Genomic DNA, 26,841 nt, shown 5'->3' with positions numbered 1-26,841 from the left:
TATGGGGAATGCCTTTAACATTGATGTACATTACAAATAAACCGTCTGTGGCTTTGATAGCAGAAAAATATGGCGTACAGCGAATATGGATTGATTTGGAAACAAAGGGGAAAGAGAAAAGACAAAAGGGTATGAACACAGTCAAATCACATCATACCATCGAAGATATCCAAAAAATAAAACCCTTGTTATCAAAATCAGAATTATTAGTGCGAATCAATCCTTGGGATGAGGAATCTGTACGGGAAATTGAGAAAGTAATAGCTGCAGGTGCAGATATAATTATGCTTCCGATGTGGAAAACACTATCAGAAGTTGAAAAATTTGTTAGGGCTGTAAAGGGAAGGTGTAAGACTGTCTTATTATTGGAAACAAAAGAAGCAGAAGCTTGTCTGGAAGCTGTATTGCAATACGGACGTTTTGATGAAATTCATATTGGCCTAAATGATTTGCATTTGTCTTATGGATATTCTTTCATGTTTGAGCTTTTGGCAAATGGAATTGTGGAGTCTATCTGCAAAAAAATAGAGGCGTTTGGCATACCATATGGGTTTGGCGGTATAGCACGACTTGGATTTGGAGATCTCCCGGCGGAAAAAATTATTATGGAGCATTACAGGTTGGGCTCAACAAGAGCAATTTTATCAAGAAGCTTTTGTAATATGGAGCTGACAACAGATTTACAGGAAGTGGAAGATATATTCCGTGAAAATATGGAGAAACTTCGAGAGTATGAGAAGGAGATAATTCAAACTGCGACGAAAAAAGATTATGAAAGCAATCGAGACGAGGTTCAAGATTGCGTTGCTAATATTTTGAATCGCCGGAAGGGGATAGCATGAGGATAACGTCAGAAAAGATTAATGAATTAAGAGAGGTCTACGGTGATTCGTTTTACTTGCTTGATTCGGAACAGTTTACACACAATTTTTGGGAATTAAAGGCTGAGTTTGCGAAGATATACCCAAATTTCAACATTGCATATTCCTACAAGACAAACTATATACCGAAATTATGTAGAATCGTAAATGAGCTTGGAGGTTATGCAGAGGTTGTTTCAGAGATGGAACTGGAATTGGCGTATCGATGTGGAGTAAAACCACAAAACATCATTTGGAATGGACCAATCAAGAACCCGGACAAGCTGGAAAATTTTCTGTTGTCCGGTGGAACTGTGAACATAGATTCCATCGATGAAGCAGAATATATAGAAAGTCTGGCACAAAAAACAGAATGCGTATTGAATGTTGGGATACGCTGTAATTTTGATGTTCAGGATGGCGTGCTGTCGCGGTTTGGGTTAGATGTTTTCGGAGAGGACTTTCAATCGGTTTTGGAAATGGTCACTCATAATCCGAAAATTCATCTTATTAATTACCAATGTCATTTTGCAAAACGTCAGATAGAGTTTTGGCCTGCTCGTGCAAAAGGAATGATTGATTTAATAGAAAAAACCGGAATCGTTCCTGAACGCGTAGATATTGGTGGTGGCTTGTATGGGAAAATGGCTGACAGCCTGCGGGAACAGTTTTCTGATGAGATTCCGAATTATTCTGCGTACGCTACAGTGGCGGCGTGTGTATTTGCTGACTATTTTAAAGATCGCAGTTCCATGCCGGAACTTGTGATAGAACCTGGGTCTGCGCTGGTTGGTGACTGCATGAAATTTGTAGGTACAGTGAAAACGATTAAAAATATCCGGGGTAAATATATAGCATCCGTGCTTGGAAGCCAGAAAAATATCAGTATGACAGGCGTGAATCCACCAATAGAGGTCTTACACATGAGTGAAGGAAAAGACTATAGAGAGCTGGACATGGTTGGATTTACCTGCATAGAAGGGGATGTTCTATATAAAAATTATAATGGGCATCTTGCAAAAGGGGATGCAATAGTGATTAGCAATTGTGGCTCTTATTCCCTTGTGATGAAGCCGCCGTTCATCCTTCCGAATTTCCCTGTGTTAGACATATGTGGAGCACAAACAGAAGTGATTAAACGTGCTGAAACATTTGAGGATATATTTAACACTTTTAACATATAAAACAGAGGTAGCTATGCAGAAGGTAAATGGAGCAATAAAAAGAATATTCGATGTCGTATCATCCGGAGTGGCAATCATTTTATTGATTCCCGTCTGGATAGGAACGGCGCTTGCAATAAAAAAGGATTCCAAAGGACCTGTTTTCTTCAAACAGGAAAGACGAACGAAGGATGGTAAAGTGTTCCGGATGTTGAAGTTTCGTTCCATGGTGGTAGATGCAGAGAAGATGGGAACCGGACTTTTTAATTATAAGAATGATCCCCGTGTGACAAAAGTAGGACGGAAGCTTCGGGACAGCAGTATAGATGAGCTGCCGCAGCTATTCAATATATTCAAGGGTGATATGTCTGTGGTTGGCCCGCGACCATGTGTGACATATGAATTGGGCGAATTTGAAACTCTGAATAAGCGATACAGGAAACGCTTTGATGTAAAGGCCGGTTTGACGGGACTTGCCCAGGTTAAGGGAAGAAATGATATCTCATGGGACGAGAAGGTTGGCTATGACAATGAATATGTAGACAAGTTTCGCAAGTACGGTGTACTGACGGATATCAAAATTTTGATAGAGTCTGTGTTCCGTGTGTTTGCGAAGGAAGATATCTATGAGAACAAGCTGGATGAGTCTATGAACGATGAAGAAGCTGCACAGGTAGAAGAAGCTGAAATCATTCGCTTGGCTCATCTGCCGGATTAAACGAAGGGAGGGCATTCCGAATGAAATATGATATAGAGCACAGGCGTATATGGTTTAAGGGAAATGTAGTGGATGTGAACGATGCTAACATCAATGTGCTGGCTCCGACATCACAATTTGGATTAAATGTCTTTGAAGGTATTCCGTGTTATTGGAATGAAGAAGAAAAGCAATTGTATGCGTTTCGGTTGGAGGATCATTATAATCGGTTGCTTAAATCAGCAAAACTTCTTCAGATTGATTGCCCATATACGAAAGAAGAATTAAAACAGGCATTTATAGATGTAATTCGGGTAAATGAATATGATGAGAATCTTTCTGTCAGACAGACCTTATTTGTGGATGGCTTTGGCTCCTGGGGATCCTGCGCCCCGGTAGAGATGTTTATTGCACCGATTCCACGGGGCAGAACCAGTGCGGAATACAATAAAAAGGGCTTGAATGTATGTGTGACATCATGGAGAAGAATCAGTGATGAGACATTATCTCCTAGAATAAAATGTGGTGCAAACTATATGAATAGCAGAGTTGGACAAAGAGAGGCGCTTCGGAACGGATATGATACATGCATATTTTTAAATGAGACCGGTAAGGTTGCAGAAGGACCGGGATCTTGTTTTTTTATGATTAAAGACGGCATGTTGATTACACCGCAACTGACAGACAGCGTACTGGAAAGTATTACAAGAGATACCATTATAAAAATTGCAAAGGATATGAAAATTCCGGTTGTTGAGAGAAGCATTGATCGGACAGAACTGTATACGTGCGATGAAGCATTTTTGTGTGGGTCGGCGATGGAAATGACTTCTATATTGAGCATTGACGGGTATGAGAAAAACGTAGAGCAGGTATTACCTCAAATAAAGAAAAAATATTTGAATATAGTGACTGGAAAAGAAAAAGGTTATTCTGATTGGAATACACCAATCTATTAAGGTTAAAAGATAATATTGATAGTCGACGACTTGAATTGCAGAGGATAAGTATGGAAATTAGAGAATTAAATGACGCACTGGTTTCTGTCATTGTACCTGTATACAATTCGGAAAAATACATAGCTGCAACATTAGATGCTATCATAAAACAAGATTATCAGGAAAAAGAAATAATCATTGTTGATGATGGTTCTACAGACAATACATATGCAATTATAGATGAATATTTAAAAAATATCTCCTGTATATCGTATTTCAAACTTGAAAAAAATTTAGGGGTTGCAATGGCGAGAAACAAAGCAATCGAGCGTGCGAGAGGACGGTATATAGCGTTTTGCGATAGTGATGATATATGGGAGGAAAATAAATTATCCGAACAGTTGAAGCTTTTTAAGAATCACCCGGGCGCACCTTTTACGTATACAGCCATTTCATACATAGATGAGGATGGAAAACAGATTAAAAGAAAAAGAAATCTTAAAGAATGCGTGTCGTACAAGTATGTGTTGAGAAATACAATAATTGCAACGTCTACAGTTATTATTGATCGAAATATTGTACCGGTTGTAAAAATGCCCATTCGAAAGAGTGCAGAGGATTATTCATTATGGCTCACGATACTAAAAAACTATGGGGATGCATATGGAATCAATGAGGCGTATACAAAATATAGAATTTCGGAGAATTCACTTTCTTCTAATCGAATGGGTGAGGTTAAGTATTTCTGGCAAGTGCAGAGAGAAGATATGGGAATAGGAAGGGTAAATGTTTTCATAAATACACTGATATACATAATAAACGCTATAAAAAAACATTATTTTTAGAACGGATAATATTCATGAAAAAAATAGGAATTGTAACAACACCTAGAGAATTGAATTATGGTGCGGTCTTGCAAGCATATGCGTTACAAAGAAAAATTTGTGGTTATGGGTATGATGCTAGACTGATTTGGTGGAGTAATCAAAAAGAGTTAAGGAGAGATGTAAGACTTTTAAAAGTGTTGGGAATGCTTAGGAAAATTATTAGATATCCGAGTCTTTTAAGAAAGACGCTGAACACATATGGTCACACTTTTTCTAAAGAATTTTCGGCGGAAAGCGTCTTGAAATTTAATGAGTTTGAAAAAAAATATTTAAATATAGATTATAAAAATTATCATCAAATATTTAGATTTGCACATAGTCGTGAATGTAAGGTTGTCGTAGCGGGAAGTGATCAGATATGGAATTCATATGCAATATATGTTGATCCGTTTTATTATTTGAGATTTGCACCCAAAAGCAAAAGGATCGCGTATGCACCAAGTTTAGGTAAAAATGATATACCCAAATACAATAAAAAATGCATGAAAAAATATATTCAAGATTTCAGTAAAGTCTCTGTTAGAGAAAAACAAGGACAAAGTATTTTGGCTGATTTGATTGGAACAGAGGTACCAGTTGTGCTGGATCCGTCGTTTTTGTTGGATTTGTCTGAGTGGGAAAAAATAGAGACATATATAGAGACAGTACCAAAGTACATTTTAATGTATTTTTTAGATTGTCCGAATGATATGAGTATTAGATTTTTAAAAGATATCATAAAAAAATATGAACTGCCCATTATTGCATTGCCATATAAGTTTGAAATATATAAGGATTTTTCAAATCTTAAATTTATAGATGCTGGACCGAGGGAATTTTTATATCTGATTCACCATGCAGAACTGATATTAACAGATTCTTTTCATGGAACAGCATTTAGTATAAATTATGAAAAAAATTTTTGGGTATTTGATAGACAGCATGGACAAAATCAAACACAGGTTTCACGAATAATAGATTTGTTAAATAAGTTTAAATTATCAAATAGGTTTGTGACGCAAAATGAAGATATTAATGTTGAAAACAATGAAATTGATTATACACAAGTTGAGAAAATTCTTGATAAGGAAAGATTGTTTTCAATCAATTATATAAATGAGTTTCTAGCTTAGTAGGTATAAAAAATGAATGTTTCTCAAAATGAAAAAAAAGATTGCTGTGGTTGTGGATTATGTGAAAAAATATGTCCTGTTGCAGCAATAACAATGGAAGAAGATAATTTAGGGTTTAGTTATCCTTCTGTCAATAAAGGTAAATGTATTGAGTGTGGTAAATGCTGTGATAACTGTATTATAACAAACCCGATTGAGTTAAAAAATCCGATTTTGTGCTATGCTGCGGCAAGAAAAGATAAAGATAAACTGAAATTATCATCATCAGGAGGTGTATTTGCATCAATAGCAGAAAGTTTAATTGATAGTGGTAAATGGGGTATTTCGGGTTGCGTTTTAGATGATTCTTTTTTAGCAAAACAGAAATTGGTTTTTAATAATGAAAATATAAAAGATATGTATGGTTCCAAATATGTTCAATGTTCTATGGATAATATATATAAAGAAATTTTAGATGCATTACAATTAGGGAAAAAAATACTCTTTTCTGGCACACCTTGCCAAGTTGCAGCAATAAAAAAATACACTGGAGATCATATAAATTTGTATACAATAGAGGTTATTTGTCATGGGGTTTCAAATAACCAAATGTTTGTTTCGTATTTGGAAATGTATGACAAAGATAATATTGAACGATTTGTTTTTCGAGATAAGTCACAAGGTTGGACATATAATAATAAAATTATATATGTCGGTAAGAAAGAAAAAAAAGTTAATCACAGAATGTCTTCCTATATGACATACTATCTTGACGGAGAAATATATAGAGAGAGTTGTTATAGCTGTCCCTATGCATGCGGAAGCAGAGGTGCAGATATTACTGTGGGAGATTTTTGGGGGATTATAAGAAAAAGACCGGAATTAAAGCAGGTATTTGATATCGAGAGAGGGATATCATGTTTGCTTGTTAATTCTGAAAAAGGGAAAAAAATTTTAGAGAAAGCGGACATTGTGTATGAATATGTTAGTTATGAGGACATTAGGGAGGGAAATGAGCCTTTAAAATGTCCATCTTCACATTCTGATAAAAGAAATGAAATACTTAAACTGTGGAAAGAGAGGCTGAATTGGAGAGATGTTGATGGATACTGGAGAGCACATGATTATAGTTTGGCTGGACATATATGGAGTAAGCTACCGGCTAGTATACAGCATCGTATAAGAATATTATTAAATAAGAGATAAACATATACAAAATGTAGCGCTTGCTTCGGCGTAGGAAGTGAATGAAGTACGGAATGTTTTTTTGTAGGTGAATTGAAATGAAAATTTTGCATGTATGCAATATTAAAGGAACTAGATCGAATGGAATATCTGAGATTGTACCGGAATATGTTCGGCATCAGTCAATATATGCGGATGTTGAATTGTTAAACTTGTACACACATCAAAGATTCAACAAAAATAAAAAATATGATTTAGTAATTATACATGGTGTGTATGAACTGAATACGTTGTTGTTTTTTTATAGATATATTTTCAAAAGATATAAATATATTTTTGTACCTCATGGTGGATTGACGAAAATTGCACAAAAAAATTCAGAGCATAAAAAAAGGATAGCAAACAGATTTGTGTTTCGGCAATTTTATAAGCGTGCAGAGGCAATTCAATTTCTGAGTGAAAACGAAAAGAATAATTCTATTGATGTAGGAAACAAAAACAAAATAATATGTGCAAGCGGAATGGAAATCCCAAATCGGGTTATGTATAAAGAACATCAACGGGACGAAATTATATTTACGTATATTGGTCGAATTACTGTTTTCTATAAAGGATTGGATTTGTTGGTACAAGCAGTATCTAAAATAAAGAATATTATGATTCAGTCGAATGCCAAAGTAAAAATTATAGGAACAAACAATGTTGGTGAGTCACTTGAAGATTTGTATAGTGTAATAGAGCAAGAAAACCTACAGGAAATTGTTACTATCGATGAGAATGGAAGATTTGGAGAGGCGAAGAAAAAGGAATTATTAGATGCTGATTATTTTATTCAAACATCTAGATCTGAGGGATTGCCACTGGGGGTTTTAGAAGCTCTGTCATATGGCATTCCGTTGGTAACAACCAATCCGGTGGGCTTTTCTGATATTATTGATGAATTTAAGTGCGGATTTCATTGTGATACAGACCTATATGATATCTCGGAAATGATAAAAAATGCTATAAAAAACAGAAACGAAATAGGTAGGATGTCAGTTAATGCATTCGAAGCAGTTAAGAAATTTGAATGGAGTTATGTAACAAGGAAAACATTAGATTTGTATTCTAATATATTGAAGGAAAAATAGAGATTGCAAAACGCATATATGGCAAATGATTATGAAAAAAAAGAAAGGATGCGAGTGACAGTCGGAAATCTGATCATCGTGTATGAAAAAATGGGAAGAAAAGACACATATGAATTAGAAATACCAAAGAAAATCCATTATTGTTGGTTTGGGGGGAATCCGTTAGGCAAAACAGAATTAAAATGTATCGAAAGTTGGAAAAGATATTTCCCAGACTATGAAATTATAGAATGGAATGAGTCAAATTATGATGTGAATAGCTGTGATTACATAAAAGAGGCATATGAAAATAAAAAGTGGGCATTTGTCAGTGATTTTGCAAGATTTGATATTCTATATCAATATGGAGGCGTCTATTTTGATACAGATGTAGAGGTGATCAAATCCTTTAATGATATTTTGAAATATGGGTCATTTATGGGGTGTGAGATTGATGGTGGAAATGATAATACAAAAATTGCTGTAAATCCTGGATTGGGAATTGCTGCACATGGAGGACATTCTATTTATCGGGAGTTTTTGGAACTATATGAAATGCGACATTTCTGTGATGCAAGTGGAAGTATAGATACTACAACGGTTGTTGAATACATGACGAATTTACTCGTGAAACATGGACTGAAGAATGATAAAGGTATACAAGAGATAGAAGGAATTAAGATATATCCAAAGGAATATTTTAATCCCTATGATAGTAGAACAGGGGAGATTCACTGCACAGATAGGACATATTCAATACATCATTACACGGCGAGTTGGACGACAAAACGTAACAAAGTAAATACAAAAATCGTGCAAACGTTCAATAGACTCATAAAGAAAAAATGAGAGGAAACACAGAAACGAAAATGGAAAAAAGTTTGACGGTGTTTACACCTACATATAATCGTGCATATATACTTGGAAATCTCTATGAAAGCCTAAAAAGACAGACGAATCCTGATTTTTGTTGGGTGATTGTCGATGATGGGTCAACAGATAATACAAAAAAATTGATTGAAGATTGGATTCAGGAAGGTATATTGGACGTTCGATATTTCTATCAAAAAAATTCCGGAAAGATGATGGCGCACAATTATGGAGTTGATATGGCGGATACGGAATTGTTTGTATGTGTTGATTCAGATGACTATCTCGTGCCAGACGCTGTTGAGCATTTGGTAGATCAATGGAGAGAATATGGGTCGGATAATATCGCAGGTATTATTGCAAAAAGAGGGTATGACGAGAATCGGCAGTTAGGGATTGGAAGTTTTCCAGAACATAAGATATGCAGGATGAGTAGCTTTTTTGGAAAAACATTTACAGGGGATACAACATTGTGTTTTCGGACAGATGTGCTTCGAAGATACAAATTCCCTATTATAGATGGTGAGAAATTTTTGACAGAAGCATATATATACGATCAAATTGACAGATCGTACGAATATATCGTGACAGATTGCATATTAACGATTTGTCATTATTTAGATGATGGATATACGAATAACATGCAAGTGATATCATATAGGAATCCAGTTGGACGTATGTATCATGAAGCACAGAATATGGAGTTTGCAACTGACATGTTGAGTCGCATAAAGGCTGCAATTCGCTATAATAGCTATAAATATATAAGCCAGCATAGAAATGTTAGGAGTTTTACAGCTTGCGAGAGAGTTCTTTTATTCTGTACAAAACCGGCAGGCTATTATCTATATAGAAGGAAGAAAAAAGGGTTATCAGAGCATGAAGCTGGAAATACACAAATCAAAAATTAGAATGGGATTACTGATTGTTGTATGCATATTATTTGCGTCCTATGGCGCTAGCAATGGAAATAATGCATTTGGAATTCTTGCAGTTGTGATATCGATGTTGTTGCTGCTGACCGGAACACCGGAAGAGAATTTTGATATCCTGGTCGCAATGATTCCGTTTCAGTATTGTTGGGCGATAGGAGGAACTTCATTGCGGGGAATTATGTGTATAATCCCGATGCTTGTATTGATAAAAAAAAGAAAAATGCATTTGGATATCGTTGTAAGTATCTCAATAACAATACTTCTGTTATTAGAAATAATTAATGATTTTTCTCATGTGGAGTTGTTTTCGTTTATAAATACGATAGCACCAATCCTGTATCTTGGATTATTAGTAATAACGGAGAAAGACGAACTGATTAATTGGAGTATTAATCGAATGGCTTTTGTATTTATTGTTTCTGCAACAATCGCGTGTACAGCGGTTTTGATAATTGGAGGCGGGTTGTCTGCTTACAATAATGACATATCGTGGTATCGGTTTGGCCAGGAGTCAACAATTTCATTATTGCCTGGTTCTATGGAAATCCCCGTATTTAACTCGATAACGATGTATGTGATTATGGTGTATTTTCTATATGGAAAGTTAGATACCATAATAAAAAAAATACTGAGTTGTATGATATTTTCAGTGCATATCCTGTTTGGCCTATTGACTGTATCTAGAGTCTTTATGATAGGTGTTTTGCTGATGGCAGTACTGTTTCTTGCCTGGATGGTCCGATACTCGAAAGTGAAGGGGATAAAACTGATAGTCATAGGAGCCGTGGTGATTTTTGTCATATATATAATGCAAAAGGATTTGGTTTTGCTATTGTTGGATAAGCTATTCGGTAGATTCTCATCCGGAAGTGGTGGAGATAATGGAAGATCTTTTATTTGGATTGAATGTATTAACTATCTTCTAACACATATCAAGGCGTTACTTATGGGTGAGGGAATTACCTATTATCCTATACTGGGAACGGAAAAAGGATATGCATTTAGTTATATGGCACATAATTTTTATTTGGATGTATTGATGGGGATTGGAATCATAGGGACAGTCTGCCTTGGAATTTTATTTGAAAAATTGGTTACACATGGCAGGAAGAACATTTTGGCATATGGAATTTTGATAATACTTGCAGGAGTTTTTCTTGTATCTGGGACATTGAATTATATTCGGAATTATATTTACATTATCATGGGCATTATCTTTATGAATAATTTTAAAACGCAAATTGAAGATAAAATATGATGTGAGGGCGGCTATGAAAAAGATTGGTATCATAACATTATATAAGGATTCGTGTAACTATGGTGGATTATTACAGGCGTTCGCTTTGACACATCTGCTTAGATCTATGAATTATGATGCAAAACAGATTATGCCGGGAAAGCGGAGTAACATATATTTGCATCGATCGACACTTACAAAAATAAAGGAACATGGGTGTAAGTATGCAATCGAATCTTTGAAAAGCAGAATAGACAACTTGGTACGTAAATCTGAAATATCAGAAAGTGATTTGAAGTTTACTCGCGAATTGTGTGCTGAATTTAGAGATGAGATACCACATACAGATATGATTGATGAAGAATATCTTTCGAAGTTGGATGATGAAATAGATGTCTTTATTGTAGGAAGTGATCAGGTATGGAATCCCAAATGGTTGCGGGATATATATTTATTGAAGTTCACATCGAAAAAGAAGCTCGCTTATGCCGCGAGTATGGCGCGTTTTGATTTTTCTGAATATGAACAAAGACAGCTGCAGGAAGGAGTACGGGCGTTTGATTGGGTATCCGTGCGGGAACAGAAGGCGGTAGATTATCTTGGTAAAACCTGTGGCATTTCTGCTGATTTAGTTTTGGATCCAACGATGCTGTTTCTGAGAGAAACATGGGAACAACAGGAACAGCGCCCGAAGGACATGATAGAGAATGAAAAATATATCGTTTGTTATTATTTGAAAGAATCTACAACTAAAAGAGTTCTGGCACAAAAGTTTGCAGCAGAAAAACAGTGTAAAATTGTATATCCGATATGGGTGGGTGAAAGAAATAAATATGATGATACAACAAAGGGAGAGAATATCCTGTATCATGTTGGACCGAGAGAATGGTTATGGCTGATACATCACGCAGAGTACGTTCTTACGGATTCTTTTCATGGAACCGTGTTTTCTATCATTTATGAGAAAGAGTTTTATCATGTGCTTAGAGACAGAAAAAAAAGCAATATGAACAGCCGTATATATTCTCTTTTGGATAGCTTTGGTCTGCAGGATAGACTCTGTGAAGGAAATAGGTGCAAGGATGGACAAATAAATTATGAAGTAATCAGCCGGCGGTTGGAGGATATGCGCAATCGATCGGTACATGTATTAGAATCAAATTTGTAAATGAGGATTGTAATATGTTGAAAAAAAACAGTACAAATCAACTGAAAATAGGTGTATTTCTTTCGTATTTACAGATTGGATTGAACATGATTGTGCAGTTGGCATATACGCCAATTATGATTCGGCTGCTTGGAAAAAGCGAATATGGATTATACAATCTTGTCGGAAGTGTTGTGAGTTATTTAAGCCTTTTCAGCATGGGTTTTACAGGGGCTTATCTCAGATTCAGTACAATTAAGAGAAAATCTGGTGACAGAAATGAGATTGCAAGCTTTAACGGAATGTTTCTGAGCCTGTTTTTAGTCATGGGTGTTGTTGCGTTGCTGTGCGGAGGCGTTTTATCGTTGCATTGCAACACCATCCTTGGAACAAATCTTACGGAGCAGGAGCTTAGCACCGCCAGAGTATTGATGGTAATTCTTGTTATCAATATCGCACTGACATTTCCTTCATCCGTTTTCAATTCTATGATTACAGCGGAAGAACAATTTTTGTTTCAGAAGCTTGTGACAATTATCGGAACTATTCTGAATCCGTTGATTGTACTTCCTTTGCTTATAGAAGGAAAAGGATCGGTGGCGGTAGTTTTGGTTACAACATGTATTACATTTTTACAACTAATCGTGAATATATATTATTGTATTTTCAGATTAAAAACACCTATCCGGTTTAGAAACTATGATTGGAAGATACTAAAGGAGATGGGAATATTTAGTTTTTTCCTGTTTTTAAATATGATTATTGATCAAATCAATTGGACAGTAGATAAATTAATTTTAGGAAATGTGATTGGAACAAAGGCTGTAGCGGAGTATGGAGTGGGTGCTCAAATCAACACAATGACTATCTCGTTTTCAACAGCGATATCCTCTGTTTTTTCTCCGAGAATTAATAAAATAGCAGTATATTCGGAAAATCGGGAAAAGAATTTTGATGAATTATTTATAAAAGTTGGACGGATTCAATTTATGATTCTTGCGCTAATCACAAGCGGATTTGTTTTCTTTGGAAAATATTTTGTGCAGAATATATATGCGGGTAAAGAATATGTGGATTCTTACTATGTTGCATTGCTTCTTATTATTCCGGGTGTGGTTCCATTGATTCAGAATATTGGAATTGAAATTCAGCGAGCGGTAAATAAACATTATTTTCGGTCGATTATATATTTTTTTATGGCATTTGTGAATGTTGTCATAAGTATTTTTTTGGCAAAACGTTGGGGGACGATTGGTGCAGCAACCGGAACTGCAATTAGTTTATTAGTTATGAACGGATTGGTGATGAATCTATATTATGCCAAAGGAATCGGATTGGACATATGCAGATTTTGGAAGAACATAGGGAAGCTTTTGTTGTCAATATGTATTCCTTTATTACTTGGTAGTATATTGAATAGAACCGTTAAAAGACTAGGTATTCTTCCTTATTTAGGATTGATTATGCTTTACACAATTGTATATTGTCTGTTCCTGTATCGATATGGAATGAATGATTATGAGAAGGGGATTATCAGAAATATAATCAGGAAACTGCGCGGGAAACGAAAAATTGAAGGTAGTAGGTAGAATATGCAATGCTAGCCATTTGCTAAAGATAAATTATTGATGTCTGTTGTTGCGATAGGTGCGGGAGGAATACAGATGAAACCATTAAAGACATATGCATGCTGTATCAAGAATGAAGCGGTAAGAATAAATAGTTCCTCAGGAGGAGTGTTCTCGATCCTTGCGGCTTATATTTTCTCCTTAAAAGGCATTGTGTATGGGGTTGCAATGAATACAGATTGCTATAGCGCTAGTTTTTATTCAGCGTCATCTTTGGATGAATTGGATAATCTTAGAGGTTCAAAGTATGTACAGGCAGGAATTGGTGATACATATAAGAAAGTCAAGAGGGATTTGACAGAAGGAAGGATTGTTTTATTTACAGGCACTCCGTGCCAGGTAAATGGATTAAAAAAATATTTAGGTGCTGACTATGAGAATCTAATTTGTGCAGATGTAATCTGCCATGGAGCACCATCGCCAAAGCTTTGGAAAAAGTATGTATATTATCAGGAAGAAAAACATAATGCGAAACTGACATATGTGAATTTTCGTTGCAAGGATAAAGGATGGGCTGAGTATGGGATGAAAATGTCATACAGGGATCCATTTACAGGAAAATCCATATCGGAATTCGTTTCGAAGGAAACAGACCCATATATGTTGGTGTTTCTTAGAAATTATGCATTGCGTCCGTCGTGTTATAGATGCGTAGCAAGAGAAACAAAATTATCTGATATTACAATAGCTGATTTCTGGGGGATAGATAATGTGGCGTCTAGAATGAATGACAACAAAGGAACTTCTCTGGTTTTGATACGTACAAAAAAGGGAGAGAAGCTATTTGAAAATGTATGTAATGATATGAAAATACGAGAAGTGACATATGAAGCCGGCGTGAATGGAAATCCGAGTGATTATAAATCACCGGTTCGACCATCCCAGAGAGATGGGTTTTATCATGATTTGAATCAGTTAAAATTTTCTGACCTTATTTTCAAGTATGCAAAACCATCCAAACTGTCATTAAAAACAAAAATAAAAATGAAATTAAAACCTGTTGTAGCACCGGTGCTTAAGGTTATTCGGGATAGAAGAGATGGATATTAGTTGAGTAATATTGGTCAAATGCTACTATACAGCAAATATAAATAGGAGTGAAGCAAATTGATGGAAGTACCTACATTATTTGAAAATAAAGAAGACTGTTGCGGATGTGGTGCATGCTATTCTGTATGTATGAAATGTGCGATAAATATGGTTGAAGACGAGGAGGGATTCGAATATCCTGAGATTGACGAGGATGCGTGTGTTCGATGTCAACAATGTGTGAGGGTATGCCCGTTTAAATAGAAATATAAAAATTTCTTTTACAACAATCAGTGAATGCTGGATAATTACAGATTTCATATACATGTTTAATCAAATGGAAATGAGGATATGTATTATAGAAAGGGATCGAAGAGATGGAGCAGGTAAAAAGAAAAAGTGATTTACAAAAGATGATTTGGAAATGTTTAAGGCATATTTGAAAGCAGATAAGGACGATTGGTTAAAATAATAGTTATATATCTTTTTATTGTACAAGATCGGAAGATATGTATAGCAAAATACTGGCGGATGAAGTAAAATATCTAAAAGAAACGGAAGGAGGCAGAGACCGTATGTGTAGGATTTTAGAAGAAATGTGTGAAGAGGTAGCTGAGGAAGTAGCGAAAGAGACGGCAGAACGCGTGGAGAAAGAAAAAGCAACAGAGACAGCAAGGCTGCTTTTGACATTGAATAAATTGTCACATGAAGAGATCTCTGAGAGCATAGGACTTCCGCTTGATATGGTGGAGGAAATGGCGGCGCAGAGGACAGCGTGATAGATAATCGAAAGATGCTTCCTGTTTGAGTATATTGCGGGGTCACCTCATATTGAACAGGGAGCATCTTTCGTTTCGTTATATATCTGTGAAATATGTGTGAAATTCTGTCTGCCACCCCGCATTCCTGCGTGCTTTTTCCCAATGTTCCATAATTACACTTTACATTTTGTGTCTGCCTGTGCTATGGTTTTTGTGTCGACAATATCTGATGGAAGAACCATCACCCCGGGGCTGTACAGGAGGAGTGTATGGCGGAGAAGACAAAAGAACAGGAAAAGCGGCAGAAGCAGGAAACGTGGCAGAATCGAGAGATGTATCTGGAACGTATCTCGAAGCTTCGATTGATGGATGATGATTTTTTCTCGGAAGCGCTGGATGGAAAGATTGAAGCGGTTGAGTATATCCTGCAAACCGTATTGGAACGTGATGACCTGAAGGTTGTGGAGACGAAAGCACAGGTGGAATACAAGAGTGCCACGAAGCGTTCGATCTGTCTGGATATTAAGGCGGTTGATCGGAACGAAGAACATTTTGATATAGAGATACAGAGAGCAGATGCGGGAACAGGCCCGAGAAGGGCGCGTTTTCATGGCAGCATGATTGACCGGGAACTGCTGGATAAGGGCAGGAATTTCGAAGAACTGCCGGAATCATTTATTATATTTATCACGGAGGACGATAAATACGATGAAGGTGTGCCGGTGTATCATATAGAGCGGAAGATTGAAGAAAAAGGGAATGCGCTGTTTGCAGATGGACTGCATATACTGTATGTGAATGGTGAGTATCAGGATGTGGAAACGCCGATAGGCAGGCTGATGCATGATTTTTATTGTACAAGATCGGAAGATATGTATAGCAAAATACTGGCGGATGAAGTAAAATATCTAAAAGAGACGGAAGGAGGCAGAGACCGTATGTGTAGGATTTTAGAAGAAATGTGTGAAGAGGTAGCTGAGGAAGTAGCGAAAGAGACAGCAGAACGTGTGGAGAAAGAGACGGCAGAACGTGTGGAGAAAGAAAAAGCAAAAGAGACAGCAAGGCTGCTTTTGACATTGAATAAACTGTCACATGAAGAGATCTCTGAGAGCACAGGACTTCCGCTTGATATGGTGGAGGAAATGGCGGCGCAGAAGACAGCGTGATAGATAAACGAAAAAGGAGTTCCTGTTTTGATTTTTCATGAACAGGAAACTCCTTTTTGTTTTACATATAATTATCCCTTATGGATTTATATGTATGTTGTATATCAAATATTTACTTCGAACACATATAAAGCAGGTTTTCCCATCTGCGGTCAACCTCTTCCTGATATTGTACAAGGAGGTTCTCGTTTTCCGGCTTGAACAGATGCTTGAATCTGCCCTGTGGACGAAGGAAGTCTTCGATTGGAAGCTTCTTCTTAGGCTCGTAGTTCAAGATCCACTTGCCTTCCACAACCTCGAACAGCGGCCAGTAGCATGTCTCAACTGCGAGCTTGCAGATCTTCATGATATCCGGTGTGTCATATCGCCAGCCACGTGGACATGGTGACATGATATTTAAAAATGCGGCACCCGGTGTGTAGATTGCCTTCTCTGACTTTTCATACAGATCTTTCATTGTTCCGATGAAGGTAGACTGTGCAACATATGGAATATCATGGTTTGCGATGATAGATGCAAGATCCTTCCGGTTCTGCATCTTACCGTTGGAACATTTGCCAACCGGTGTTGTCGTTGTATCTGCAAACATTGGTGTTGCGGAAGAACGCTGGATACCGGTGTTCATGTATGCGCCGTTATCATAGCAGACATACACCATGTCATGATTACGCTCCATGGCACCTGACAGAGACTGGAGGCCGATATCATAAGTACCGCCGTCACCACCGAATGTGATGAATTTATAATTTGCGGAAATCTTTCCTTTTTTCTTTAATGCATGGTAAGCGGTTTCAATACCGGAAAGTGTTGCACCTGCATTTTCAAATGCATTGTGCATGTAGCTGTCCTCCCATGCGGTATATGGATACATGAAGCTGGATACTTCCAGACAGCCGGTTGCATTTCCGATAACTGCCTTATCACCCTCATGCAGGGCCCGCAGAACTGTACGAACAGCAATCGTTCCGCCACAGCCTGCACACATTCTATGTCCCGGAGCGAGACGTTCCGGTTTACTCATTACTTCTTTAAAATTAAATGCCATCTCGATTCCCTCCGTTACTTTCTAAGTCCGATATACTTGAACTGTTCTGCTTCCTGCTTGCCGGATACATAATCTATCAAATCCTGATAGATACCGCAGGCAGTCTCAACTGTGTAATCTCTTCCGGCAAGACCGTAGAAATAGTTGACGGTTGCAGACTCGTTCTTTGCGTCGTATAAAGCGGCCTTCAGTTCGGAACCAAGCGGACCGCCGCATCCGGAGAAGCTCTCGGCACGATCCATGATTGCGATGCCTTTTGCATTTTTAAGTGCAGCAGCTAACTCTGCACCTGGGAATGGACGGAATACACGAACCTTGATCATGCCTGCTTTGATGCCCTGCTCGCGAAGTTCATCAACGGCTTCCTTCGTTGTTCCGGCCGCAGATCCCATGATTACAATGACGTACTCTGCATCATCCATACGATACTCTTCGAAAAGTCCGTACTTTCTTCCGGAGATCTTCTCGAATTCTTCTGCAACTTCCAGAATGACCTTCTTCGCGTTCTTCATGGCGATACGCTGGTTCATCTTTGTCTCCATATAGAATGGGGAGTTTGCATAAGGACCGACAGCCATTGGCATATCTGCATTTAACAGGAAATTTTCCGGTTCGTAGCTTCCTACAAATTCCTTTACTTTTTCTGTCTCAATCAGTGAAATATTCTCAACTGCGTGGCTGGTGATGAAACCATCCTGACATGCCATAAATGGAAGCTTGACATCCGGATGCTCTGCAATGCGGAATGCCTGAATGTAATTATCATAAGCTTCCTGATTGTTCTCAGCGTAAATCTGAATCCAGCCGGCATCTCTGGCACCCATACTGTCAGAGTGATCACAGTTAATATTGATCGGTCCGGTTAAAGCACGATTTACAACTGCCATAACAATTGGAAGACGATCGGAAGCGGCTACATACAGAACTTCCCACATGTAGGCAAGACCACAGGAGGAAGTTGCCGTGATTGCTCTTGCACCGGCAGCACAGGCGCCCATTGTAGCACTCATGGAACTGTGCTCGGACTCAACCGGGATAAACTCTGTGTCGATATCCCCATTTGCGATGAAGGTAGATACCATCTGTGGAATCTCTGTCGATGGTGTGATTGGGAATGCTGCCATTACGTCAGGATTGATCTGTTTAATTGCGTGTGCAACAGCTTCGTTACCTGACATTCTTTCACGAATTGCCATATTAGATTCCCTCCTTCATTGTGATTGCACCGAAGCTGCAGACGCGTTCACAGATACCGCAGCCCTTGCAGTGGTCTAAGTCGAAGTCTTCTCTTTTGCCGTCCTTTACCGGAATACAGCTATCCGGACAGACCGGTGTGCAGAGCAGACATTGTGTACATTTTTCCCAGTCAATAACCGGAGTTTTTGTTCTCCACTCACCGGTACAGAATTTGCGGGACCCGCCGCCGCCATAGATCTGGTTACCCGGTGTCATATCATAATAAGGACTATGTTCATTGATCTTCGAAATATCCGTTGCTTTTGACATTTATTTTACCTCCTCGAACGCCATTTTCAGTGCACGCATGTTGCCTTCGATAACCTCTGGCTTCTTTGCAAATTTGTGCTCATAAGATGCCTGCATCTGGGACAGGAACACGTCTTTTTCCATGATGTCGGCCACTTTTACGATAGCAGCAAGCATCGGGGAGTTTGGAAAATACTTTCCAAGTGTCTCCATCGAAACCTTGTGTGCATCGATCGTATAAACGTTTCCCTTGTAGCCGTTTAATAAAGGGAGAATATCTTCCTTTTGGCGTGCGGTATTGATGACGATAGCACCATCTTCTTTCAGTCCGTTTGTGACGTCAACAGAGTGAAGCAGTGTCTCATCAACGACTACCACATAGTCGGGATGGTAAATATTGGAATGTACCCGGATTTCGGATTCGCCAATACGATTGTAGGCAGTGATTGGTGCGCCCATACGTTCCGGACCATATTCCGGAAATCCCTGGACGTGCATACCTGTGTTGAAAGCAACATCCGCAAGCAGAAGTGCTGCGGTTTTGGCACCCTGACCTCCACGTCCGTGCCATCTGATTTCGATGTTCTTTTTCATATATTGCACTCCATTTCTCTTTTAAACAATAAAAAACAGAATAATTATACCATTCTGTTAAAAAATGTAAATAGAATCGGCGGTTTTTCTTGGCAAATTACAATCATTCTTGAATAATCTGATCGAAATTGATATAATCAATACGTTAAGCTTTTACACAGCAAAAACCAGCCAAAGGAGTTTTGTTATGGGCAGAAAAAAGAAAGAAAAAAGAAATAAAGAATATAAAGAAGAGATTGATTTAATCCCGATTGATACAATGGATGAGGATGATACAGATCAGACAGATGCGGAAAGTGATGTGGAACCGACGGATGCAGAATCGGAGTTTGTTGCAGAACTACAGTCCGATATGGATGCATCATGGAGCAATCAGGAGGCTGATGCTGCACCGGAGAATGTTGGGGCAGATGCCGCGGAGGAATCTGTGCCGCAGGAGGAGACAGGCGGGGAAACTGAAAAAGCAAATGAGAATCCGGAGACTACGTCGGATGATATGGAAAGTGAATCTTCTTCACTGTTTGGCGCTTATGTTTCGGAAGAAAACAAATGGGAGCGGAAGAATCGGATCAAGGATGAGAAGATAAAAGCGAAAGAGGAAAAAAAACGGGCAAAATACGCCGATGTGGATGATGAGACATACGAGCAGATGAAAGCGGGAGGCGCACATAAATTTTGGGGCGTTCTGTCCCTGATGTTGTTGATTGCGGGGATGGCGACAGCGGCATTGTTTGTATATCGGCTTGTGATTGCACCGGCTTATGCAAGAGTAGGAGAGAAGGAACGGAATCTTCATGTTGAGGGATTTGCAACAGAGACAGATACTTCAAAATATGAACAGCAGGTGAAGTTGCTACAGGGAATTGCAACACCATCGGATCTGGTGGATACATGGATTGAGCAGCCATTTGAACAGGCGACACCAAGCGATGGTTCAACGCAGGATATGGATGGCGTGGAGACATTGCCGTCTGATCAAGAAGATGCAAAACCGGTAGTGGAAGAATAGACGGAGGTACAGTGATGAAGAAGACATGGAACAGATTGATCATTGTGTCGTTTATAGTGCTTGCGGCTGTTGCGTGTGCAACGATTGTTTTCCTATATCCGTATTACAATGAATATAAAGTTTTTGATGGAATTGAAGCGGGTCAGTGGAGTGAGGTACAAAAGACCTACGAATCTTTGGATAGTCAGAGACAGCAGGAAGTGCAGAAAATGCTTCCGGATTATGCGAAGCATATTTGTCTTGAGTATCAGACGGGTACGAAGGATTATATCTATACAGTTGCTGCATATGATGCAATCAACAGTATTGATGAGACAAAAACGATATGCACCAAATATAATATAATGGTAAACCGTATGGAATACCGGGATGCGATTGAAGCAATCTACAATGCAAATCAAAATTACAATGGACAGGGTGCTTTACAGGCAAACCAGATGATTAATAATATCAATTTGCGATTGGATGCGGACACTAAAAAAGAAGTTGTGATTGAAGTATTAAATGAGAAATATCAGCAGTTTGCTGCTGGTGGGATCACTGCGGAAGAGATGACCGGGTATATTGGGATTGTTAATAATCTGTCAGTGTCGGATATTTCAGATTACGTCGCGGTTCTTGGAAATAACATACAAGTAATTCAGACATATCGTGAACTGTATGATACGGCGCAGAATGCTTATGAGACAGGCGATTATCTGACAGCGTTAAACATATGTGAATCTGTTCAGTTAGATCCGCTTGATTCCCAGTATATTGAAAAATATTATTCTTTATACAACCTGGCGTATACAACCGGAATGAATTATTATGACAATCTGCTTGATACCTATATCGAGATTGGAGACAATGAAAATGCACTTAATTTGCTGACAAAGCTTGAAAAGTATTATTCTGATGATATGAATCTCCGGAAATTTAAGCTTTCCATGGCAAAAGACTGGCAGAAGGCATACGTCAAGCTGGCAGAAAACGCAGATTCAGAAATACAGAAAGCACTTGGTGATACAGAAGATGGTATCAATATTCTGGATTCTGTTTATAAGAACATTAAGCCGGATAGTATGCTGCTTTATGATGTGGATGAGGATGGCGTACCGGAAGTATTTTTCTATAATAGTATGGAACGAAATGAGACCTATGTAAGCTGCTTTATTTTCACGTATCGGGATGGAGCAGTTTCGTACCTTGGATATGCAAAGGTAAGAAGTTTTTGCAGTGATAGTAGTTTTGTCGCGTTCCCGTGGTATTCAACCAGGGTATCCGGGGATGAATATTGCCTGAAAAGGTATGCGGATGGAGTGCTTACGGATGGGCCATATGTACAGAATGTAGATGGTACTTATTATGTTAATGAGCAGGTTGTCGATGAGACAGAATATCTGTCACAGCAGAGTGAAACGCTGGCAACCTCTCTGAACAAGGGCGTAAAAGACTTTGAAACAGCAACATTGGATGACAGCGAAAGCTATATTTTAGCTTATCAAAATAAACAATAACGAGAGTATGGAGGCGAATTATGGTAAAACTTTATGAAACAGGTGCGTACTTGCTGAATGGTTCTGAACTGATTGCAGATGATGGACAGGCACAGGCAGTTCTTGCATCAAAAGGTGTACAGACGACAAAAGAGGACGCATCAAAAAATACGATGGCTTACGGGATTCTTGAGGCACATAATACTTCAGGAAACATGGAGCAGCTTAAAATCAAGTTCGATAAGATGACAAGTCATGACATCACATTCGTTGGAATTATCCAGACAGCGAGAGCGTCTGGACTGACAGAATTCCCAATTCCATATGTACTTACAAACTGTCATAATTCTTTGTGTGCGGTTGGCGGAACAATCAATGAGGACGACCATGTATTTGGTCTTTCCTGTGCAAAGAAATATGGTGGAATCTATGTACCACCTCATCAGGCGGTTATCCATCAGTTCGCAAGAGAAATGCTTGCGGAATGTGGTGCTATGATTTTAGGCTCTGACAGCCATACACGTTACGGAGCTCTCGGTACAATGGCGATCGGTGAAGGCGGCGGTGAGCTTGCAAAGCAGCTTTTGAAGCGTACATACGATGTGGCTAAGCCGGGTGTTGTAGCAATCTATCTGGATGGTGAGGTTCAGAAGGGCGTTGGTCCGCAGGACGTTGCTCTTGCAATTATCGGAGCAACTTTTGGTTGTGGTTATGTAAAGAATAAGGTTATGGAGTTCGTAGGACCTGGTGTGGATAAGCTTTCGGCAGACTTCCGTATCGGTGTCGATGTTATGACAACCGAGACAACCTGTCTTTCTTCTATCTGGAAGACGGATGAGAAGATTGAAGAGTGGTATGAGACGCATTACAGACCAGAATGCTACAAGGAATTAAATCCGGGTGCGGTTGCATATTACGATGGCGTTGTTTATGTGGATCTGTCCAAGGTAAAACCTATGATTGCAATGCCATTCCATCCAAGTAACGTCTATACGATTGAAGATGTAAAGGCAAATCTGATGGATGTCTTAGATGACGTAGAAAAGCGTGCACAGGTATCCTTAGATGGCAAGATTGACTTTACACTGAAGGATAAGGTTGTTGACGGAAAACTCTATGTAGAACAGGGAATCATCGCAGGCTGCGCAGGTGGTGGATTCGAGAATATTTGTCAGGCAGCAGACCTGATCCGTGGCAAATATATTGGTGCTGACGAGTTTACGCTTTCTGTATATCCGGCATCGACTCCGATTTATATGGAGCTTGCAAAAAACGGTGTACTTTCCGACTTGATCGAGACAGGCGCGATTGTAAAGACTGCATTCTGTGGACCGTGTTTCGGCGCTGGAGATACACCGGCAAACAACGCATTCTCTATCCGTCATTCTACGAGAAACTTCCCGAACCGTGAAGGCTCGAAGATTCAGAATGGACAGATTGCTTCTGTTGCATTGATGGATGCACGTTCCATTGCAGCAACAGCAGCGAATAAGGGCTTCTTAACATCCGCAACTGATCTGGATGTAGAATACAAGGGACAGAAATATTTCTTCGACAAGAAGATTTACGATAACCGTGTTTATAATGGCTGGGGACATCCGCAGCCGGAGCAGGAGATCAAGTTTGGACCAAATATCAAAGACTGGCCGGAGATGGTAGCACTGACAGATAATTTGATGCTCAAGGTTGCATCTGTGATTCATGATCCGGTTACAACGACGGATGAGTTGATTCCTTCCGGTGAGACATCTTCTTATCGTTCCAACCCACTTGGACTTGCAGAGTTTACATTGTCCCGTAAGGATCCGGAATATGTAGGCAGAGCAAAGGCAATCCAAAAGGTTGAGCGTGTGCGTGAAGCAGGAGGGTGCATGGGCGAAGCAGATCCGAACATGAAGGCTGCAATGCACAAAGTAAAAGAAATGTTCCCGGATGCATGCGGTTCAAACACGGGCGTCGGAAGTACAATCTTTGCGGTAAAACCGGGCGATGGTTCTGCGCGTGAGCAGGCAGCTTCCTGCCAGAAGGTACTTGGCGGCTGGGCGAATATCGCCAAGGAGTATGCAACAAAGCGTTATCGTTCGAACCTAATCAACTGGGGTATGCTTCCATTTGTAATGGATGAAGATTACGATTTTGATGTGGATGATTATGTATTTATTCCGGGGGTTGCACAGGCAATCAGCAATAAGGATGAGATTATCAAGGCATACGTTGTAAATAAAGATATGAAAGAACTGTCTTTGAAACTGGGAGACCTGACGGATGATGAGAGAGATATTATCTTAGCCGGCTGTCTGATCAACTATTATAAGACACACTAATCAGATATATTCATTTAAACCTTTACACATGGTTTTCAATACTATATAATATACGCGTTAGGAGCGTATATTATATGGATATTGAGAAGGACAGCCTAAAAAAGAAAATTAGGGAAATGACGCAGCTTGGGTATATTGCCCCGGAGGATCTTCCCTCGATTGAACTGTATATGGATCAAGTCACGACGTTTATGGATAAATATCTTTCACAGAATAAACGTTACGAGGAAGATAAGACACTGACTAAGACGATGATCAATAATTATACGAAGAACAATCTGCTTCCGTCACCGGAAAAAAAACGGTATACGAAGGAACATCTGATTTTACTGATTTACATTTATTATTTGAAAAATGTAATCTCAATCAGTGATATTCAGATTATGTTCAAACCGTTGATTGATCATTATTTTGAGAATCCGGAAGCGTCCCATAGTTTAGAAGAAATCTATACAAGCCTTTATAAACTGGAGCAGCATCAGCATTTCCGGGTTGAAAACAGCATTGTAAAGACCTTTGAGCTGTCGGAACATGATTTCCCCGGCGCGGATGATAGATATATCAAGAATCTGAATTTTTTGTCATTGCTTGGTTACGATATATTCATGAAGAAGAAAATCATGGAGCAGATTATTGATGAGATGGCTGCAGAACAGGCAAAGCAGCAGGAACAGCAAAACGAGCGAGAGAAGAAAAAGAAGAAAAAAGATGAGACGTAAATTACGTCTCATCTTTTTCTGTTTGGGGCTCTTTTGGAAGAAGTGTAAGGGTAACGCGTTCAATACGGTTACGGTGAACTTCTGTCACCTTGAAATGGGCACCGTCACAATTGGCTTCCTCTCCGGCGGTAGGAATGTTATCCAACAATTCAATGATAAAACCGGCAAGTGAATCATAATTCTTTGATTCGAAATTTGTTTGCAGCTTATCGTTTAAATCGTCCAGCTTGATGGACGCATCAATATCGTAGGTGTGATTTCCGAGATCACGAATTAGATCATTCTCGTTGTCGTCATATTCATCACGGATATCCCCGACGATCTCTTCAACCAGATCTTCCATTGTGATAATACCGGATGCCTGCCCGTATTCATCCAATACAATTGCCATACTGTCAGCAGATGTTTTCATCTCTGCGAAGATCTGGCTTGTCTTCTGGTATTCGGATACGAACAATGGCTTTCGAAGAATACTTCGAAGATCAAAATAGCGGATGTCTAATAATTCGCGATAGAAAAACAAATCTTTGATGTTTAGAATTCCGATGATATTTTCTTTGGAATCTTCGTAAATCGGGATTCTTGTATAGGTTTCGCTTTTGAAGATATTGACCAGTTCTTCATAAGTGGAATTTACATCCGCGGCTACAACGTCTGCACGAGGAATCATGATATCCTTGGAGACTGCATCCCCGAAGTCGACAACGTTGGAAATCATAAACTTTTCTTCCGGTTCTATGACACCTTCCTCGTGTGATACATTCACGATTGTTCGAAGCTCGGCTTCGGTGATACTTGATTTTCGCGCGGAAGGATTTACATGGAACAGACGGAAGATACCGGAAGTAATAATATTTAATAAGAAAATAACCGGTGTTAAAACTGTCATCAGCCATGAAATCGGGTAGGCAACAATCATGGAAAGCTGCAGGGAATATTCGGTGGCAATTGTTTTTGGTGTAATCTCACCAAAAATCAAAACTAAAAAAGTCAGGGCACCGGTGGCAATTCCGATATACTTATTTCCGAATACAGATGTACAAAAGGTTGTTGTCAGTGCGGATGCAGATATGTTTGCAATGTTATTACCAACCAGAATTGCGCTTAGAAGCTTACTTGGGTTTTCGGTAATCTTTAATACTTTTTTTGCTCTTCGATTTCCTTCGTCAATAAGCGAACGCAGCTTTATCTGGCTTACGGTAGTGAGTGCGGTTTCTGAAGAAGAAAAAAAAGCAGATAATATCAGTAAGATTATAATCACAATAATTTGTAACGCGGGACTTGTGTCCAAAAAAAATCACTCCTTTGATTTGAATAAATTTCCTATTATTTTATCGAGAACGTACAGTGGTGTCAAGATATTAGTTATAATCAAAAATTATAACTAATTCAATTTAATTCCTATTAGACAAATAGGAATTAGGGTGGTAAGATAACCTTGCAATCAAGAAAACGGGTTGCGACACAGATAAAGACAACAAGGC

General features: G+C 38.8%; 26 protein-coding genes. 21 read left to right on the top strand and 5 right to left on the bottom strand.

Features of this window, described 5'->3' with window-relative positions:
* Positions 1–8: 8 nt before the first annotated feature.
* From KP625_RS06060 to KP625_RS05980, 17 genes are all read left to right on the top strand, one after another.
* The gene (locus KP625_RS06060; RefSeq protein WP_238299776.1) at positions 9–842 is read left to right on the top strand and encodes an aldolase/citrate lyase family protein; all 834 of its coding nucleotides are present in this window, start codon (positions 9–11) and stop codon (positions 840–842) included.
* Entirely contained in the window at positions 839–2,044 is a 1,206-nt protein-coding gene (locus KP625_RS06055) for a pyridoxal-dependent decarboxylase (RefSeq protein WP_238299775.1), read from the top strand. Before KP625_RS06060 ends, KP625_RS06055 begins: the two co-directional genes overlap by 4 nt.
* 13 nt (positions 2,045–2,057) lie before the next feature.
* Entirely contained in the window at positions 2,058–2,741 is a 684-nt protein-coding gene (locus KP625_RS06050) for a sugar transferase (RefSeq protein WP_238299774.1), read from the top strand.
* Positions 2,742–2,761: 20 nt separating this feature from the next.
* On the top strand, positions 2,762–3,679 hold the full coding sequence (locus KP625_RS06045; RefSeq protein ID WP_238299773.1) for a branched-chain amino acid transaminase: 918 nt from the start codon (positions 2,762–2,764) through the stop codon (positions 3,677–3,679).
* Positions 3,680–3,729: 50 nt separating this feature from the next.
* Entirely contained in the window at positions 3,730–4,503 is a 774-nt protein-coding gene (locus KP625_RS06040; protein ID WP_238299772.1) for a glycosyltransferase family 2 protein, read from the top strand.
* 14 nt (positions 4,504–4,517) lie between these two features.
* Complete coding sequence (locus KP625_RS06035; protein WP_238299771.1) at positions 4,518–5,657, top strand: polysaccharide pyruvyl transferase family protein; 1,140 nt, start codon at positions 4,518–4,520, stop codon at positions 5,655–5,657.
* Between the two features lie 12 nt (positions 5,658–5,669).
* Positions 5,670–6,842: a Coenzyme F420 hydrogenase/dehydrogenase, beta subunit C-terminal domain gene (locus KP625_RS06030; RefSeq protein WP_238299770.1), complete on the top strand. Its 1,173-nt coding sequence runs from the start codon at positions 5,670–5,672 to the stop codon at positions 6,840–6,842.
* A gap of 77 nt (positions 6,843–6,919) precedes the next feature.
* Positions 6,920–7,951, top strand: coding sequence for a glycosyltransferase family 4 protein (locus KP625_RS06025; protein ID WP_238299769.1), 1,032 nt, complete (start codon positions 6,920–6,922; stop codon positions 7,949–7,951).
* Positions 7,952–7,969: 18 nt separating this feature from the next.
* Entirely contained in the window at positions 7,970–8,779 is an 810-nt protein-coding gene (locus tag KP625_RS06020) for a glycosyltransferase family 32 protein (RefSeq protein ID WP_238299768.1), read from the top strand.
* Between the two features lie 20 nt (positions 8,780–8,799).
* Positions 8,800–9,711, top strand: coding sequence for a glycosyltransferase family 2 protein (locus KP625_RS06015; protein WP_238299767.1), 912 nt, complete (start codon positions 8,800–8,802; stop codon positions 9,709–9,711).
* Entirely contained in the window at positions 9,680–10,993 is a 1,314-nt protein-coding gene (locus KP625_RS06010) for an O-antigen ligase family protein (protein WP_238299766.1), read from the top strand. The genes KP625_RS06015 and KP625_RS06010 overlap by 32 nt, the downstream gene beginning before the upstream one ends.
* Before the next feature lie 13 nt (positions 10,994–11,006).
* Positions 11,007–12,140 carry a polysaccharide pyruvyl transferase family protein gene (locus KP625_RS06005; RefSeq protein ID WP_238299765.1) on the top strand — a complete coding sequence of 378 codons (1,134 nt, stop codon included), beginning with the start codon at positions 11,007–11,009 and terminating at the stop codon, positions 12,138–12,140.
* 14 nt (positions 12,141–12,154) lie between these two features.
* Positions 12,155–13,708, top strand: a complete 1,554-nt coding sequence (locus KP625_RS06000; protein ID WP_238299764.1) for a lipopolysaccharide biosynthesis protein — start codon at positions 12,155–12,157, stop codon at positions 13,706–13,708.
* Between the two features lie 75 nt (positions 13,709–13,783).
* A complete protein-coding gene (locus KP625_RS05995) occupies positions 13,784–14,797 on the top strand; it encodes a Coenzyme F420 hydrogenase/dehydrogenase, beta subunit C-terminal domain (protein WP_238299763.1) in 1,014 nt (337 codons plus the stop codon).
* A 60-nt stretch (positions 14,798–14,857) separates the two neighbouring features.
* Positions 14,858–15,040 carry a 4Fe-4S dicluster domain-containing protein gene (locus KP625_RS13660; protein WP_370641438.1) on the top strand — a complete coding sequence of 61 codons (183 nt, stop codon included), beginning with the start codon at positions 14,858–14,860 and terminating at the stop codon, positions 15,038–15,040.
* Positions 15,041–15,285: 245 nt separating this feature from the next.
* Positions 15,286–15,555 (top strand): hypothetical protein, encoded by a 270-nt coding sequence (locus tag KP625_RS05985; RefSeq protein WP_238299762.1) that lies wholly within the window; start codon positions 15,286–15,288, stop codon positions 15,553–15,555.
* Between the two features lie 251 nt (positions 15,556–15,806).
* Positions 15,807–16,703, top strand: coding sequence for a PD-(D/E)XK nuclease family transposase (locus KP625_RS05980; protein WP_238299761.1), 897 nt, complete (start codon positions 15,807–15,809; stop codon positions 16,701–16,703).
* Positions 16,704–16,815: 112 nt separating this feature from the next.
* On the opposite strand, the gene KP625_RS05975 is transcribed toward KP625_RS05980, so the two are convergent.
* Genes KP625_RS05975 through KP625_RS05960 form a run of 4 tightly spaced genes read right to left on the bottom strand, consistent with a single transcriptional unit; the run spans position 16,816 to position 19,827 of the window.
* Entirely contained in the window at positions 16,816–17,748 is a 933-nt protein-coding gene (locus KP625_RS05975; protein WP_021985674.1) for a thiamine pyrophosphate-dependent enzyme, read from the bottom strand.
* Between the two features lie 14 nt (positions 17,749–17,762).
* Positions 17,763–18,944 (bottom strand): pyruvate ferredoxin oxidoreductase, encoded by a 1,182-nt coding sequence (porA, locus tag KP625_RS05970; protein WP_177969583.1) that lies wholly within the window; start codon positions 18,942–18,944, stop codon positions 17,763–17,765.
* Between the two features lies 1 nt (position 18,945).
* Positions 18,946–19,254, bottom strand: a complete 309-nt coding sequence (locus KP625_RS05965) for a 4Fe-4S binding protein (RefSeq protein ID WP_021985672.1) — start codon at positions 19,252–19,254, stop codon at positions 18,946–18,948.
* Positions 19,255–19,827, bottom strand: coding sequence for a 2-oxoacid:acceptor oxidoreductase family protein (locus tag KP625_RS05960; RefSeq protein WP_177969584.1), 573 nt, complete (start codon positions 19,825–19,827; stop codon positions 19,255–19,257).
* 187 nt (positions 19,828–20,014) lie between these two features.
* Here KP625_RS05960 and KP625_RS05955 point away from each other — a divergent pair, with 187 nt between their 5' ends.
* The 4 genes from KP625_RS05955 (at position 20,015) to KP625_RS05940 (ending at position 25,357) form a co-directional block, all read left to right on the top strand.
* On the top strand, positions 20,015–20,836 hold the full coding sequence (locus KP625_RS05955) for a hypothetical protein (RefSeq protein ID WP_177969585.1): 822 nt from the start codon (positions 20,015–20,017) through the stop codon (positions 20,834–20,836).
* Positions 20,837–20,850: 14 nt separating this feature from the next.
* Positions 20,851–22,335 (top strand): hypothetical protein, encoded by a 1,485-nt coding sequence (locus tag KP625_RS05950; protein ID WP_238299760.1) that lies wholly within the window; start codon positions 20,851–20,853, stop codon positions 22,333–22,335.
* A 20-nt stretch (positions 22,336–22,355) separates the two neighbouring features.
* The gene (locus KP625_RS05945; RefSeq protein ID WP_238299759.1) at positions 22,356–24,638 is read left to right on the top strand and encodes a hydratase; all 2,283 of its coding nucleotides are present in this window, start codon (positions 22,356–22,358) and stop codon (positions 24,636–24,638) included.
* Positions 24,639–24,712: 74 nt separating this feature from the next.
* Positions 24,713–25,357: a DUF1836 domain-containing protein gene (locus tag KP625_RS05940; protein ID WP_238299758.1), complete on the top strand. Its 645-nt coding sequence runs from the start codon at positions 24,713–24,715 to the stop codon at positions 25,355–25,357.
* Position 25,358: 1 nt separating this feature from the next.
* Here the strand turns inward: KP625_RS05940 and KP625_RS05935 are convergent, their stop codons facing one another.
* Positions 25,359–26,648: an HlyC/CorC family transporter gene (locus tag KP625_RS05935; protein WP_238299757.1), complete on the bottom strand. Its 1,290-nt coding sequence runs from the start codon at positions 26,646–26,648 to the stop codon at positions 25,359–25,361.
* Positions 26,649–26,841: the final 193 nt, after the last annotated feature.

The organism is Eubacterium sp. MSJ-33, from assembly GCF_022174665.1.
Lineage (GTDB): Bacteria > Bacillota > Clostridia > Lachnospirales > Lachnospiraceae > Coprococcus_C.
This window is presented reverse-complemented; position numbering and strand designations above follow the sequence as displayed.